This is a genomic window from Nostoc sp. CmiVER01, from assembly GCF_034531135.2.
GTDB lineage: Bacteria > Cyanobacteriota > Cyanobacteriia > Cyanobacteriales > Nostocaceae > Nostoc.
Map to the genome: position 1 here is coordinate 17867 of NZ_JAVRBU020000012.1, position 14712 is coordinate 32578.

Annotated in this window: 13 protein-coding genes and 1 tRNA gene; 10 read left to right on the top strand and 4 right to left on the bottom strand. The window is 42.6% G+C overall.

Going from position 1 to position 14712, the window contains the following annotated elements; all coding sequences use genetic code 11:
• Positions 1-156 precede the first annotated feature (156 nt).
• Positions 157-1884 carry a S8 family serine peptidase gene (locus RMZ43_RS21155; protein ID WP_322655019.1) on the bottom strand — a complete coding sequence of 576 codons (1728 nt, stop codon included), beginning with the start codon at positions 1882-1884 and terminating at the stop codon, positions 157-159.
• A 465-nt stretch (positions 1885-2349) separates the two neighbouring features.
• Here RMZ43_RS21155 and RMZ43_RS21160 point away from each other — a divergent pair, with 465 nt between their 5' ends.
• The gene (locus RMZ43_RS21160; RefSeq protein WP_322655018.1) at positions 2350-3822 is read left to right on the top strand and encodes a glycoside hydrolase family 13 protein; all 1473 of its coding nucleotides are present in this window, start codon (positions 2350-2352) and stop codon (positions 3820-3822) included.
• A gap of 72 nt (positions 3823-3894) precedes the next feature.
• Here RMZ43_RS21160 and RMZ43_RS21165 read toward each other — a convergent pair whose 3' ends face one another.
• On the bottom strand, positions 3895-4314 hold the full coding sequence (locus tag RMZ43_RS21165) for a fasciclin domain-containing protein (protein WP_322651775.1): 420 nt from the start codon (positions 4312-4314) through the stop codon (positions 3895-3897).
• 157 nt (positions 4315-4471) lie between these two features.
• On the opposite strand from RMZ43_RS21165, the gene RMZ43_RS21170 reads away from it, so the two are divergent.
• The 4 genes from RMZ43_RS21170 to RMZ43_RS21185 all read left to right on the top strand — a co-directional run bounded on the left by RMZ43_RS21170 (position 4472) and on the right by RMZ43_RS21185 (position 5911).
• Positions 4472-4708, top strand: coding sequence for a DNA-directed RNA polymerase subunit omega (locus RMZ43_RS21170; RefSeq protein ID WP_100900204.1), 237 nt, complete (start codon positions 4472-4474; stop codon positions 4706-4708).
• 24 nt (positions 4709-4732) lie between these two features.
• The gene (locus tag RMZ43_RS21175; RefSeq protein ID WP_322655017.1) at positions 4733-5341 is read left to right on the top strand and encodes a hypothetical protein; all 609 of its coding nucleotides are present in this window, start codon (positions 4733-4735) and stop codon (positions 5339-5341) included.
• Between the two features lie 80 nt (positions 5342-5421).
• Positions 5422-5787 (top strand): DUF1818 family protein, encoded by a 366-nt coding sequence (locus RMZ43_RS21180; protein ID WP_322655016.1) that lies wholly within the window; start codon positions 5422-5424, stop codon positions 5785-5787.
• 50 nt (positions 5788-5837) lie between these two features.
• Positions 5838-5911, top strand: a tRNA-Pro gene (locus tag RMZ43_RS21185).
• A gap of 550 nt (positions 5912-6461) precedes the next feature.
• Here RMZ43_RS21185 and dnaA read toward each other — a convergent pair.
• Positions 6462-7841 (bottom strand): chromosomal replication initiator protein DnaA, encoded by a 1380-nt coding sequence (dnaA, locus tag RMZ43_RS21190; protein WP_322655268.1) that lies wholly within the window; start codon positions 7839-7841, stop codon positions 6462-6464.
• 163 nt (positions 7842-8004) lie between these two features.
• Between dnaA and RMZ43_RS21195 the strand changes: the two genes are divergently transcribed.
• Together RMZ43_RS21195 and def are read left to right on the top strand one after the other, a co-directional pair.
• Complete coding sequence (locus RMZ43_RS21195; RefSeq protein ID WP_322655267.1) at positions 8005-9255, top strand: HhoA/HhoB/HtrA family serine endopeptidase; 1251 nt, start codon at positions 8005-8007, stop codon at positions 9253-9255.
• A gap of 112 nt (positions 9256-9367) precedes the next feature.
• Positions 9368-9898 (top strand): peptide deformylase, encoded by a 531-nt coding sequence (def, locus tag RMZ43_RS21200; RefSeq protein ID WP_322655015.1) that lies wholly within the window; start codon positions 9368-9370, stop codon positions 9896-9898.
• Between the two features lie 61 nt (positions 9899-9959).
• On the opposite strand, the gene RMZ43_RS21205 is transcribed toward def, so the two are convergent.
• Entirely contained in the window at positions 9960-11651 is a 1692-nt protein-coding gene (locus tag RMZ43_RS21205) for an NAD-binding protein (protein WP_322655014.1), read from the bottom strand.
• Positions 11652-11972: 321 nt separating this feature from the next.
• On the opposite strand from RMZ43_RS21205, the gene RMZ43_RS21210 reads away from it, so the two are divergent.
• The 3 genes from RMZ43_RS21210 (at position 11973) to RMZ43_RS21220 (ending at position 14674) form a co-directional block, all read left to right on the top strand.
• Positions 11973-12476: a hypothetical protein gene (locus tag RMZ43_RS21210; protein WP_322655013.1), complete on the top strand. Its 504-nt coding sequence runs from the start codon at positions 11973-11975 to the stop codon at positions 12474-12476.
• A gap of 244 nt (positions 12477-12720) precedes the next feature.
• Entirely contained in the window at positions 12721-13821 is a 1101-nt protein-coding gene (locus RMZ43_RS21215) for a D-alanine--D-alanine ligase family protein (protein WP_322655012.1), read from the top strand.
• Between the two features lie 283 nt (positions 13822-14104).
• Positions 14105-14674, top strand: a complete 570-nt coding sequence (locus RMZ43_RS21220) for a hypothetical protein (protein ID WP_322655011.1) — start codon at positions 14105-14107, stop codon at positions 14672-14674.
• Positions 14675-14712: the final 38 nt, after the last annotated feature.

The window sequence follows — 14712 nt, forward strand, 5'->3', positions numbered from 1 at the left end:
CTTATATAGAAATAATATTTACCTTTCTCAGTCCAATTACATAGGACTTACGCACACTCTACGAATTCTCGGCGCTCTTCTCTAACGAGACGCTACGCGATGGCGTCTTGGCGGTTCGATAAATTAAGCTTTTTAGCAATTTTTGCGTAAGTCCTATTACAGATTCAAAGCGTTAATCACTCCATAACCCCATTTCTCATCAAATGTGCCTGGGGGTTTTCCAGGAATTGCACTATTTTTACGTAGCAAGTCTTTCACAGCAGCCGGATCAAGTGTAGGATCTCGCTGTAACAGCAGTGCCACTAATCCACTTACAAACGGTGTTGCCATACTCGTACCAGCCCGTACTACAAACTTGGAATTAATCATCGATGAGCGGTCAAAATTTGCATCGGCGGAAAGGGTGGAAATAATCATTGCTCCTGGTGCTGCTACATCCGGTTTCTGTCCATTATTCCGTAGCGGCCCTTCACTGCTGAATTCCGAAATGGTATGCAATTCTAACCCCATTTCTTGCTCTTTGTTATCAATATCTGTGTACTTGGTTCTAGTAGTATAGGCGGCAACTGTAATTGCACTGCTAGCGGCTCCTGGCGAACCAATTTTTACCGCATCCTTCACACTTTTACCTGTAAAAAACACTGATGAATTGTCATCTAGAGTCCACACATTCAAACATGTGTCAGTTGAAGAAGTGTTGCGGACTCGCAACTGCCAAATACCTCCCATAACTGGCGAGGGGTCAATACCGCGTATTTGCACAAAGAAATTATGGTCGCCGTTGGCTTGGTCTGGTGCTGGTGTCGCTAATTGTACCCGTGCATCTGGTAACTGATAATCTTGTGCGGCATTACCCTGAGTAATTATTTTTTGGAAGGGAGTGACAAAACCGTTAGGACTCCGCACAGATACTTCCAATTCGCTGTCTTTGGAATACCAACCGTTTAACCAAGCTATGTCTATTTGATTCAAAGGAACATTAAAGCGCATACTACAAGTGCGTCCACAGGGTATTGTCGCTTGACCATGAATGTTATGGTTTCCTTCGTTACCCGCAGCACAGCAAATAATTCTTCCAGGGCCAGTTTCGGCATCAATAACTTTGGATAAAGAATCACTACCATCATGAGCGTCAGCATGTCCACCCAAGCTGAGATTTACCACTGCTGGGCGTCCCAACTCTCTAGCAACTCGGAAAATGTAACGCACACTATCAGCAATGTGGGCATCCTGTAAATCTGACCTGACAACAACTAATTCCGCTTCTGGTGCTATACCGCCATAGCTAGCATCGGCACCGGCGGCAATTCCTGCAACGTGAGTACCATGACCACCAGTATCCTGAGAAATTGTCAGTTGCGCTCCGGTTAATTCAGCCCCATAGCCGCCCTCTGTGACTCCTGGCCCTGGCAGTGTTTGATCCCAAATGTGTAAAATTCGTCCAGCAAAGGCAGGGTGTTTCGGATCAATGCCACTGTCTATAATGCCGATAATTACTCCTTTACCAGTCAGTCCGGTTTTGTTCTGGAACTCCGGTATTTTGACTGTTCCCATTGCAGTATCCATCCTCAAATGAAGTTTGCGTGATGGCTTAATCCGCCGAATCACATCTTCTTCAGATAAGACATCTAAACTCTCTATCGGTAAGAAAGCTGTCCGCACACTTCCAGAGTTTTGATTGACTTCAATATTATATTGTGATAAGAAACTTAAGTCTGCATCATGGTCGCAGTAGATAAAAACAACGCTCTTAGTGGGCTTGACTGGGCTTTTGTGGGCAATGATGCCAAGCGATCGCTTGTGTGTAACTAAGGCTTGATCTCCTTCATTTTGATAATCTTGAAATGCCAGAAGCAATCCGGGAGAAAGTTTTTCGTGCCTCATTTTTACCTCAAATTAAATTTATTTACTGTCAACAAAGTAGTGCTTTAAGTAGGGATTATCAGTCGCTCTATAACGTAGTTTTTTAGCCTTAATTATTTGATGCGACTATAGTTATCTATTTTTATTTCATAGATAACATCAAATAAGCTTAGGAGGCAGTAAGCTATTCCTAAGACAATTGCTAATTCATAACTCATCTTTTGAAATTCTGTCTCGCTCATAGTTATTTTCTGTGGCTCATGAGATATCTCTGAGCAGCCGCATCTCCGATTTCGGTTAAAAACTCAAATAAACTCTAGTTTCTAGTCAAAATAGTTAAGACTGATAACATTTGCGTATAAAGTAGCCAGATACAGACTAAATCGCTGATGACTACTAACAAATGACAGATTCTCTATCATAAGTAAGAGCCATAAAGAAGCTAATATTTGCAACGATCGCTTCTGAAGCTACAAAAATTGATTCATGCAAATTCAAACACCAGACTGGGTAAAGCACGCAGTTTTCTACCAAATCTTTCCAGATCGCTTTGCCAGAAGCAAACAGCCGCACAAACGTTTGCTGCGTGAAGCCCGTTGGGAAGATTGGGACTCTATGCCAACACTCCAGGGTTATAAAGGTGGCGACTTATGGGGCATCATGGAGGGTTTAGACTACATCCAGGATTTAGGAATTAACGCGATTTACTTTACACCCATTTTTCAATCCGCTAGCAATCATCGCTATCATACCCACGATTATTATCAAGTTGACCCGATGTTAGGGGGCAACGAGGCTTTTAAGGAATTGCTTGATGCAGCCCATCAACGGAATATCAAAGTTGTTCTGGATGGCGTATTTAACCATTCCAGCCGTGGTTTTTTCTTCTTCCATGATGTTTTAGAGAATGGCCCCCATTCGCCTTGGGTAAATTGGTTCAAAATTGAAGGCTGGCCCCTTTCAGCATACAATGGGGAATTCCCTGCTAATTATGTAGGTTGGGCAGGAAATCGTGCTTTACCAGAATTTAACCACGACAACCCAGAAGTGCGGGAATATATTATGGAAATTGCCGAATATTGGATTAAATTCGGCATTGATGGTTGGCGATTAGATGTACCATTTGAAATAAAAACTCCTGGATTTTGGCAGGAATTCCGCGATCGCGTCAAGGCAATCAATCCCGAAGCTTACATTGTGGGCGAAGTCTGGGGAGATTCCCGCGAGTGGTTGGATGGAACACAATTTGACGGCGTGATGAATTATCTATTTACTGGGCCAACAATTGCCTTTACAGCAGGCGATCGCGTAGTCTTAGAACAAATCCAAAGCCGCGACTATCAACCCTACCCACCCTTATTTGCCACCGAATACGCTACCAAAATCCAAGAAGTACTGCAACTTTACCCTTGGGAAATTCAGCTAACTCAACTCAATTTGTTAGCAAGTCACGATACAGCCCGATTGATGACAATTGCAGGCGGTGATATAGGTAGTATAGAATTGTCAACCTTACTACTACTTACCTTTCCTGGTGCGCCCAGCATTTACTATGGTGATGAAGTTGGTTTACCTGGTGCAATAGATCCAGACTCACGTCGTGGCTTTCCTTTAGAGAGTAACTGGAATCAAGAAATTTTCAATACTCATCGTCAATTAATTGCCCTACGCCACACATACCCAGCCTTGCGTACAGGTGATTACCAAGTCCTCCATGCTCAAGGACAAATTTATATCTTTGCACGAACTTTAGGAACAGAGGAATTGATAATTGCCGTCAACGCTGGCACAAGTTCAGCAACAGCCAATGCAGATGTTGTCAGTTTACGTACTCAACCCAACAAGCTGTTATATGGTACTGCTGAAGTTGAGTGGAATGGTGAAGGAGAAACTCAGCAATTGGCGTTGACTATTCCCGCACGTAGTGGGTGTATTCTGGGAGTAGGGAGTGGGGAGTAGGGAGTGGGGGGATGAGGGAGACAAGGGGACAAGGGGACAAGGAGAATAACCCATGCCCAATGCCCAATGCCCTTATTTCCCGGCGACCATTGCAGGCATCAACACTGCATCAATAATGTGGATCACGCCATTGTCTGTCAAAATGTCTGTTTTGATGACATTGGCGTTATTTACCTTAAATTTACCGTCGGCAGATTCAATGGCGACAATTGACCCTTCAAGCGTCTGTGCCTCATTAATTTGTACCAAATCATCAGACCGAACATCCCCACTCGCAACATGATATGCCACAATTTTCTGAAGCTTAGGGATATCTTGTAGTAGCGATTCTAAGGTTCCCTCTGGCAGATTGGCAAAGGCTTCGTCAGTTGGTGCAAATAATGTAAAAGAACCAGGATTTTTTAGAGTTTCTATCAAATTTGCAGCTTCAGCAGCTTTCACCAGGGTATTGAAGTTTCCCGCGTTGATAGCAGTTTCCACAAGGTCAGCCATAAGGATGTGTGACTTTAGTCAGATAATATTATAAGTAACTTATATTGACTGAAACACTCTCAGCCTCTATCAAGAGAGAGGTTGCTAGCGATAAAATACACAGCAGCAGATTTATCGGTACTGCTACACTGGAGAATGACCCCAAGAACCACTGATTATGCTAAAGCGTTCTAAGTTCGAGACCACTCAGTCTCAGATTATGCACCGTTCTGAGGAGCTGATTAGTGCAGCCTCAAATCGTTACCGCATTACGGTTCAGGTGGCCAATCGTGCTAAACGTCGGCGTTATGAAGACTTTGAAAATAACGAAGATGCGATGATGAAGCCTGTGCTAAGGGCAATTATCGAAATGTCCGATGAATTGACTCAGCCAGAAATTATTGGCGAACTATAAAAAAAGGCTTGATAAGAAGGTAGGATGAGCAAAAATTTATCGTTCATTCAACCCCTACTTAAACCTTGGCAGACACTCACTGCTTTAATGGTGGTGGGTGTAATTGTTTTGGGTTCAGGGGCGGACAAATCAATATATAGAAATTTATTTAGTATCCAACCTGCATACTCTCAGAGAATCACACCTAGCGATGTTTGGCAGCTAGTATATCAACAATTGCCAGATTTACCGCGAGAAAACAAGTATATCAGCAAAGAAAATGGGAAAGTTGCCGAAAACAACACCTTAGTAAGTCGCCTGATTACATATCACATTTATACCAAAGGGCGGGCGCCAATTTATCGCTTAGATTGGAAGCTGACTTTAGCTGATTACCTGGGTGCGAACGAAATTATGTATGATACTACCTATCCAGGCCATGAAACACTACGGGAAAATCCAATAGAAGGCGATCGCAAAGCCATCACTCGTCTCACCCGCAGCCAACGAAATGCCCTAGTGCAAGTCTTAGTCAATATATTTAATCCAAGTTCCCAAAATACCCCACCCCCCAGCCCCAACACCACACCCAGTCCAAATACATCAAGTACCCCACAGCCACCGCAACGAGGAGGGGCTGAACTACTAAAATGACCAAACCCACAGTCCAAAATCTTCCTTTGCGTTCCTCTGCGTTAAACCTCAGCGTTCCTCTGCGTTTAAAAAACTAAGCTATGGAACGCCTTATAAAAACCGGATATGGTTGGCGTATAGGCCAGAACCCCGATGCACTTGAATTTAAAGGTTTAGTCGGTACAGATGATTGGGCAATTGAGTTAACTGAAGCCGAGTTGAATGATTTTTGCCGTCTATTAGCACAACTAGCAGACACCATGAAACAACTCGCAACTGAATTAATGGAAGAGGAAAAAATCGCTTGTGAAGCCGAAAGCAATTTATTATGGATGGAGGTAGAAGGCTATCCTCATGCCTACAGCCTGCGCTTCATCTTAAATACAGGGCGATGTGTAGAAGGTAAATGGGATGCTTCTGCTGTTCCCGATTTGCTGCAAGCGGCTGGGATGCTGAAGGTTTTTTAAATATGCTTGTTGCTTATCCTAAAGTTTTGCTGTACCATAGTAATTCTGACCGGGGCGTAGCGCAGCTTGGTAGCGCGCCACTTTGGGGTAGTGGAGGTCGTGGGTTCGAATCCCGCCGCTCCGATTGATGATAAGCCATGCCTGCTAGTCTTTTCAAAAGATTGGCAGGTTTTTCAATCAGGTCTACGATACGAAATTCCTAGCACAAAATCATTCCAAAACTTCACTACAAATAATAATTTGAATTAGCTTGGTAGGCTGCGAGGTCGAACAGTTGTCCGACTCATCCCGTTTATCATTATGATGGGTAAATATACTTCCTACTAAGGATTTTAGCCCTTGATTTAAGCGTTAAATAGCTCACTATAGACTCAGCAAACTTGACACACTACTAAAAAATTCCTAATTTCTGTGGAAATCATAGTTAAGCAAGTTTACCTTGTGGAAAACTTGTGGAAAAACTCAAATACTTTTCCACAAGGTAATTATACTTAATAAAATTTTACTCGTAAAATCTCAAGTTTTCCACAGATTTATCCACAAAAAGTAAGATTTTTCCACAACTTAAGTCAAATTTAATCAATTTTTATACGTTACTTAATATTTTTGACTATTTATTCAGCCGTCAATACTAATTATAAAAGTGATGGTTGTGGAAAACTTTAAATACATCTTCAGGATGATTTTTCAGAACGGCTAGTCATATTGATGCGATCGCTCAGTTGGCGGATTGTTTGTGCTAAAGTGCGATCGCTCTGGTGGAGTTGGGTAATTTTATCGCAACTATAGATTACCGTTGTATGGTCTTTACCACCAAACTCCTCGCCAATTCTCGGCAAACTCAGAGACGTGTGTTGGCGCATGAGATACATTCCTATTTGACGCGCCCAGCTAATCTCTCTTCGTCGTGAGTTACTTTTGAGATCGTCTATTGAAACATCAAAATTATCCGCCACCACCTTTAAAATTGCTTCTGGGGTAGCTGCCATTTTTTCATTAGGCGGTTCTAAAACTGGTGTAATATTTTCTACCGTCATCGGTAAGCTCCAAATAGAAATATAAGCCACCGCCCGAATTAAAGCTCCTTCTAATTCTCGAATATTAGAAGTATAGTTAGAAGCAATATACGAAATCACATCGCGGGGAAGGCGAATATTTTCATCCTCAGCTTTTTTCTGTAAAATTGCCATTCTAGTTTCTAAATCCGGCTTTTGGATATCTGCGATTAACCCCATAGAAAATCGAGAACAAAGCCGTTCTTGCAAGCTAGGAATCTGATTAGGAGGACGATCAGAAGCAATAACAACTTGTTTACCAGCTTCATGTAAAGTATTAAAAGTATAAAAGAATTCTTCTTGGGTGTATTCCTTGCCTTCAAGAAACTGAATATCATCAACTAATAAAACATCAGCCGCTCGATAATGCTCTCGAAAACTTTGCATACTATCTTTACGAATCGCTGTAATTAAATCATTAGTAAACTGCTCAGTCGAAACATAAAATATTTTACAATTAGGCGAAATTTCCCAGCGATAATGGCCAATTGCCTGCATGAGATGAGTTTTACCCAAACCTACGCCACCACACAAAAATAAAGGATTAAACTCTTTACCTGGAGATTCTGCAACTGCTAAAGAAGCAGCATGAGCCATCCGATTGTTAGCACCAACTACAAACCGCGAAAAGACATATTTAGAGTTTAATTCAGTAGTTTTATGATTGTGATTATGAATAGCTTCGGGAATATTGCTGGTATCTGATGATTCCCAAGAAACATCTCGTTCGCTCAAATGAGATTCATCTCCTTCAGCAACAGTAATGTAAATTCCTACGGGATGGCCCAGAATATCTTGTACTACATGAGCAATGGTATTTATGTAATACTTTTGTAACCAATTACGAGCAAATGGGTTAGGAGTACGGATTACCAGGCAATTATTTTCTAATCGCTCCGCACTAGCAGTTTTAATCCAAGTTTCAAAGGTGGGCCGGGATAGTTCAAGCTGTAGGCGCTCTAGTACCTGACTCCACAGACTTTCTATGGGAATTTCCATCATCTACCACCTTTGCTGCTAACGGTCACAATAGAAGAGAAAGCACTAATTTAGCATCCAAACACGCTAGACCTAGAATAAGCTTTTAAGTTGTAATCATTTTGGGACATACCCCGTAGGCAAGATCCTAACACCAGCGATTGATATGAAGAAGCAACGACACATGAAGACAACAAACCATCATTTAGCACCCAAAAAGATTGATACCAGGGGTTTACCTCACAGGTTATGGATGCTCTCATACGGGGTAGCAGTGGTGTTCCTGGGGAGCTGCTCTGTTCTACCTACTAAAACCTTTGAGACTCGACAAAGCCAGACTCAAGCCCAAAAGCCAATAGAACCCAATCCGATAAATCCGGTAATTGTCCCGCCGCCACTTATCTCTTCATCTGGAGATCCTAATTTTGTGGTAAAAGTAGTGCAACAGGTGGGGCCTGCCGTAGTTCGCATTGATTCTTCCCGAACAATCACTTCTCGTGTACCAGACGAATTTAACGATCCATTTTTCCGACGTTTTTTTGGAGAGGGTGCGCCACAGCCTAGACAACAGATAGAACGGGGTAGCGGCTCTGGATTTATCATTAATTCTTCAGGTCAAATTGTGACCAATTCTCATGTGGTAGATGGTGCTGATAGAGTGACTGTCACACTCAAAGATGGCCGGACTTTTGACGGAAAAGTGTTAGGTGAAGATCCGGTTACGGATGTGGCTACAATCAAAATTGATGCTAATAATCTGCCAACTCTATCTGTGGGTAACTCCGATGCCTTGCAACCAGGACAAGCAGTAATCGCCATTGGTAACCCTTTAGGCTTGAATAATACCGTTACTTCTGGGATTATTAGTGCTACAGGTCGTTCTAGTAGCGATATTGGTGCTAGCGACAAGCGGGTTGATTACATCCAAACGGATGCTGCAATTAACCCTGGTAATTCTGGTGGGCCATTGCTAAATGCTCGTGGCCAGGTAATTGCGATGAACACAGCTATTATCCGAGGCGCTCAAGGTTTGGGATTTGCTATCCCAATTAATACTGTGCAAAAAATTGCCCAAGAATTAATTGCTAACGGGAAAGTAGATCACCCTTATTTGGGTGTTCAGATGGTGACACTGACGCCAGAAATTAAAGAAAGAATAAAAAATACAACAGGCGATCGCTTAAATTTTACAGCTGATGAAGGCGTTTTGCTGGTTGATATCGTCCCGCGATCGCCTGCATCTACGGCTGGACTCCGAGCCGGTGATGTGATTAAAAGCATTAATAACCAGCCTGTTACTAAAATTGAAGAAGTACAAAAGCTAGTAGAAAATAGCAAAATCGGTACTAATTTACCAATAGAAGTGGAACGCAACGGGCAAACTGTCCAAGTAGGAGTCCAACCTGCTCCTTTACCCGTGACACGCGAAGGGTAATGTTAGTCATTTGTCATTTGTCATTCGTTTTCTTCCCCTGCTCCCTCATCTCCCTCATCCCCCACTCCCCACTCCCCATTCCCCATTCCCTATTACTTAAAGGAGTTTAATCATGACTGAGTTAGCGCCAATAATTCAATTAGGAAATCCAACATTACGCCAAAAAGCTGCTTGGGTTGAGAATATTCAAGATGAGTATATCCAAAAGTTAATTGAAGACTTAATCGCCACTGTTGCCAAAGCTAACGGCGTGGGGATTGCTGCGCCTCAAGTAGCACAATCCTATCGTTTGTTTATTGTGGCTTCCCGCCCTAATGCTAGGTATCCCAACGCACCGGAAATGGAACCTACTGCCATGATTAATCCCAAAATTATTTCTCATTCAACTGAAGTTGTCAAAGATTGGGAAGGTTGTTTAAGTGTTCCAGGAATTAGAGGGTTAGTTCCTCGGTATAAATCTATTGAAGTCGAATATACTGACTCTCAAGGCAACTTACAAAAGCAAGAATTAACCGATTTTATCGCTCGGATTTTTCAACACGAGTATGATCATCTCGACGGGATCGTATTTGTAGATCGCATAGAAAACACTCTCGATATGATTACTGAGCAGGAATATCAACAACGAGTAGTTAACAAATAAATGAAAGTGGGGAGTAGTGTATTAATTACAAATGACAAATGACGAATGACGAATGACAAATTTAAGCATGTGCTTCACAAACTTGCTCGCCCCGCCACAATTGATACAATCGTGTTGCAGGCATTGTCATATATAAAACATCACCAGCGCTAAGGTTAGTTTCTAACAAATCCCAGCCGTGAAGCGTTTGGTGATTTGTTTCTACGTATAAAGGTACACAGTCAGCAGACATGGCTACATCTTTCACCCACTGACCACAAAAGACGTGTGAAGGTGTAATCACAGTTGCAAAAGCCACCCAAAGACTATCGGCTGTAATGCCATTGCCGAGGATACGTCCCCCTAGTGCAGCAGCAGCAAAAGCTGGGGCTGCTAGTTCAGCCGGACTCAGTACGGCCTCAAAGCCAAATAGCTGTTGCGCTATGCCAGCAAAATCAGGATCGGCATAATGAACAATCACTGGAATGCTGGGTGTCAGTCCCTTGGCTTTGAGGGCAATTTCTAGATTGGTAGCATCATTGCTAGTAACAGCAAGCACTGCGGCGGCAGAGTCTATATTACTGGCTTTAAGTATTGTGCGGAAGCTGGCATCACCTTGAATAACGGGGATACCGAGTTCGCGGGCGGTGTTGATATATTTGCTGTTAGAGTCTGGTTCAACTACTACAACTTCATGTCCACTGGCGTGGAGTTGCTGGACAATTCTCACCCCAATACCACTCAAGCCACAAACAATGTAGTGCGATCGCTGGGGAATTCGGGCTGCATCCCAAAATTGCTTAAAGCGGCTTCCTAAGACAAAATCGGTGAGCATGGCATACCAAATACCAATCACCACTGCTCCAACTAGCATCATCACAACAGTAAATAACTTAATACTGTTAGGAGCATTTTCTACTACTTTGTCATTACCACCGGCTCCGGTAATCATGCCGACAGAAAAATATAGAGCATCGACAGGAGACAAACTCAACTCAGCCGACATGTAGGTGAATGTAGCGATCGCAATAACCGCTAATAGTACAACACCACCCATTAGTACCGATCGCCCGTGTTCCTGAAACTGCTTAAAATTGGTGAGGGCTTTCAGCAGTTTTTTAAGCAATGATCTCTGGGGGGTACGGATGCGGGGTTTTGTACCAATAATTATGCGATCGCCTACTTTAATCTCTTGTCCAGATATTACACCTGATACCAAATCCATCTCACCTTCTACTGGCAAGTAATAAATCAGCATCCGCGATCGGTCTTCCCACAATTCACTCAGCTTTAGACCTTTCCAGAAATGGTTTTCATCAATGTATTCTTCGTGAATTGGCCAAGTTTGCTGAAATAATTTGATTTGTCCAATCGCTCGGTTTCCCATTGCTGCAAAGGTAAATACGGGTGCTGCTAAACCCACAACACTCATACTCAAATGGTCTGGCAAACTTTGATCTAGGCGTTCTCCTAAATTTGTATTATAAAAACGGTTGATAATCCGAATCTGGGGATTCAGTACCCGCGCTTGCATCATAATAGACAAATTCAGAGCATCTTTGGAACCAGCAATTACTAAAGTGTGTGCCTGTTGAATTCCTGCTGCTGTTAGGGTAGAAGCTGCTTGTAAATCGCCAACAATCACATCTCCTGCTGTTTCGCCGGGGATAGATTGGTGATGAATGCCAACAACGAAGGCTCCCTGATGTCTCAGCAAACGAAAGGTTTTATATCCGGTACGTCCTAAGCCACAAACAATAATTCGAGGTTTCATGAAAAGGCAGCATCTTTTACAGGTAGGGCTGCATTTCTAGTTATTTATCAATATTGTTGCCCGCTTTCCTCGAATATAACTGTAGCTGACAACACGATTGTTTCAAATAAGATGGCACTTTTACAAATTTATGAAAGTCTATGTTGTTATAGCGACTTCTGAGTTGAGTACAATACAGACCTAACCCGCAACCCTTGTCGGGGAATAAGATTCAAAGCCTCTCTCTTTTTAGGAGAGATGAATAGAAGCCAGGTCAAAGTGTATTGCTTTCATTCGAGAAGGGCTATATTTAGATACCTGAAATTTGAAAAGATTCAAGTTATGAAAAATTTAGTAAAATTAACAAGTTTTGGCACTATTTTATGCCCCTTATTTGTGGTAGGAACCCTAGCTGCTACAGCGCAAGTACAGCCGCAGCAAGAGCCAGGGCCGATTTCTGCACCTAATGTAACACTGAATATACAAGGTAGCAGTGGTACATGCCCTAAAACAATTGGACTATGGTGGTTTGTTCTACCTTATGAAGGCGGTGCTGAACATACGGTAGTGGCAAATACTAAAGAATTTGCAGATGAAACTAAGTTAGTTGCATCTAAAAATAAGCAATTTGTAGAATTTGTTTCACCTTTACGCAGTAATTATGCTTCTTGCGTAGGTCAAGCTCGTGGGCAGGAATATACTTTTTACAATGTAGAATTTAAGAATAAAAAAGCTTATTTTCGTGTGGATTTACGGAAAATTAATGCACCTGGTCGCCCTAGCGTAATTACTTACAAAAGTATAGTGACTTCCCGACCTTATGTCAGGTGGGCGATCGCTGACTAACTCCTCAATGGTAAGTTTCACACCTGACATAGTAAAGTTTTTCTAACCAAAAATCTCTCTTGAATCTCTTTACTCTGTGTTCTCTGCGGTTTAAAAGTAATTAATTAAACCGCAGAGGCACAGAGATATCAGAGAAAAAACTTTAAAACGGCTAGTCCTAACGGTAAAAGAAATAAAAGAAAAACATGGCAACTTTTGTAGGTTGTGATACGCTATCTGCTTGAGAAGTGTAGAGGAACCGAAAATGGCAAAGCTGCGCGTGGGGTTACTGTTTGGCGGTCGTTCGGGAGAACATGAAGTTTCGATCAACTCAGCACGGGCGATCACTAAAGCCTTAAGTGCAGAGCAAAATGCTAATAAGTACGAAATCCTACCTTTTTACATCCAAAAAGATGGACGCTGGCTAGCCGGAGAAGCACCCGAAAAGGTTTTAGCAAGCGGTAGTCCGCTATTAGAATCTGAACAATCAACATCTGCTGGAAATCTCACATCCAACCCTCAAGCCCAAACCCTCAGTAAGTGGGAATCTCCCTCTCAAGTTGCCCAAGTGGATGTTTGGTTTCCCATTCTCCATGGCCCCAACGGTGAAGACGGCACAATTCAAGGGTTACTAACCTTGATGCAAGTCCCATTTGTGGGTTCTGGGGTGTTAGGTTCGGCAATGGGGATGGATAAAATTGCCATGAAAATGGCTTTTGAGCAAGCGGGACTACCACAGGTAAAATACAAGGCCATAACTAGAACGCAAGTTTGGTCTAATCCTTGCGTGTTTCCGAAACTGTGTGATGACATTGAGGCAGCATTAGGTTATCCTGCTTTTGTCAAGCCTGCTAATTTGGGTTCATCGGTAGGTATTGCCAAAGTGCGATCGCGCCAAGAATTAGAAGCCGCTTTAGATAATGCTGCTAGTTATGACCGCCGATTAGTTGTAGAGGCTGGTGTCGTAGCCAGAGAAGTTGAGTGTGCCGTTTTAGGTAATGATCAACCCCAAGCCTCTGTCATTGGAGAGATTACTTATGACAGCGATTTTTATGACTACGAAACTAAATATACTGAAGGACTAGCAGATTTACTGATACCCGCGAAGCTTCCAGATGCGATCGCTCGTCAGATTCAAGACATGGCTTTGCAAGCTTTTGCAGCTGTTGATGCTGCGGGGTTAGCAAGGGTAGATTTCTTCTACGTGGAAGCGACACAAGAAGTTTTGATTAACGAAATAAATACGTTGCCAGGCTTTACTGCGACTAGTATGTATCCCCAACTTTGGGCCCATAGTGGAGTCTCCTTTCCAGAATTAGTTGATCGGTTAATTCAACTTGCGATCGAAAGGCATTCTCCTAGCTGACAGAGAAAGTAACCAAACTGATTTCAGATTATTACGGCGAAAAGTCACAATAAATACAGAACTTTGACAAAAGTTAGCCAGATTTAGTAGCATGTATTTTACAAAAAAAGCTACTTAAATCTGGAATTTTGTTACGGATACCTGATGCTTAACTCCTCCAGTACAATTTATGGACTAGAGGGGTACAAATCTGAAAGTAATCATGGAAAAAAGTCAGAGTGTACAGCGCGAGCCAACCCAACTTAGAAGGGCTACTCCAGAGCTGACAAACAGAAAATCGAGATTGAAACGAAGCTCGAACGTTCTGATATATCTGGTTGCACATCATCCTTGGCTATTGTTAACTGGGTGTTTAGCCATGTTTATAGGAGGTGGTGCCTTTGCCCTGTATAGCTTAGGTAATGCTGGACAGGTAACACAAGAAGAACCAGAAAAAATCCCGGTTATAGTTGAAGAACCAATCAATGCGCCCTCTGAGAATAGTAATCCTACACCTTTATGGATGGTGGCTGCGATCGCCCTCAGCTGTGGTAGTGGTTGCTTGCTCATTTTCCGAATGCTCAACCGGACAAAGCAACCGCAAAAAGTCCAAAAACTGGTTAACCGTCATCAGGTACGCTTGGCACAGAACCATTCCCAAAGATTGGAACCTCGCCTTCCCAAGAATCAGCCAGTCTTTTTGCCACAGTCACAACTGATGCCTGTTATGCAGGTGCGACCTAAAGCAAAACATCTGGTAACAGTTCTGCCAGCAGAACACAAGCATCACTTGGATACGCGCACAGAATCTTTAGCAGATTTGATGGATCTTCGTAAAGATAGTTCATTGTCTGCAATTTTACGCCAGTATTAAAGTTCCTGTAAAGCAAAAACCTGTCAAAATAATATTTT

Excerpts from the sequence above, each read along its gene's own strand:
- RMZ43_RS21155 (WP_322655019.1), bottom strand. The coding sequence starts at position 1,884 with ATGAGGCACGAAAAACTTTCTCCCGGATTGCTTCTGGCATTTCAAGAT.
- RMZ43_RS21160 (WP_322655018.1), top strand. The coding sequence starts at position 2,350 with ATGCAAATTCAAACACCAGACTGGGTAAAGCACGCAGTTTTCTACCAA.
- RMZ43_RS21165 (WP_322651775.1), bottom strand. The coding sequence starts at position 4,314 with ATGGCTGACCTTGTGGAAACTGCTATCAACGCGGGAAACTTCAATACC.
- RMZ43_RS21170 (WP_100900204.1), top strand. The coding sequence starts at position 4,472 with ATGCTAAAGCGTTCTAAGTTCGAGACCACTCAGTCTCAGATTATGCAC.
- RMZ43_RS21175 (WP_322655017.1), top strand. The coding sequence starts at position 4,733 with ATGAGCAAAAATTTATCGTTCATTCAACCCCTACTTAAACCTTGGCAG.
- RMZ43_RS21180 (WP_322655016.1), top strand. The coding sequence starts at position 5,422 with ATGGAACGCCTTATAAAAACCGGATATGGTTGGCGTATAGGCCAGAAC.
- dnaA (WP_322655268.1), bottom strand. The coding sequence starts at position 7,841 with ATGGAAATTCCCATAGAAAGTCTGTGGAGTCAGGTACTAGAGCGCCTA.
- RMZ43_RS21195 (WP_322655267.1), top strand. The coding sequence starts at position 8,005 with ATGAAGACAACAAACCATCATTTAGCACCCAAAAAGATTGATACCAGG.
- def (WP_322655015.1), top strand. The coding sequence starts at position 9,368 with ATGACTGAGTTAGCGCCAATAATTCAATTAGGAAATCCAACATTACGC.
- RMZ43_RS21205 (WP_322655014.1), bottom strand. The coding sequence starts at position 11,651 with ATGAAACCTCGAATTATTGTTTGTGGCTTAGGACGTACCGGATATAAA.
- RMZ43_RS21210 (WP_322655013.1), top strand. The coding sequence starts at position 11,973 with ATGAAAAATTTAGTAAAATTAACAAGTTTTGGCACTATTTTATGCCCC.
- RMZ43_RS21215 (WP_322655012.1), top strand. The coding sequence starts at position 12,721 with ATGGCAAAGCTGCGCGTGGGGTTACTGTTTGGCGGTCGTTCGGGAGAA.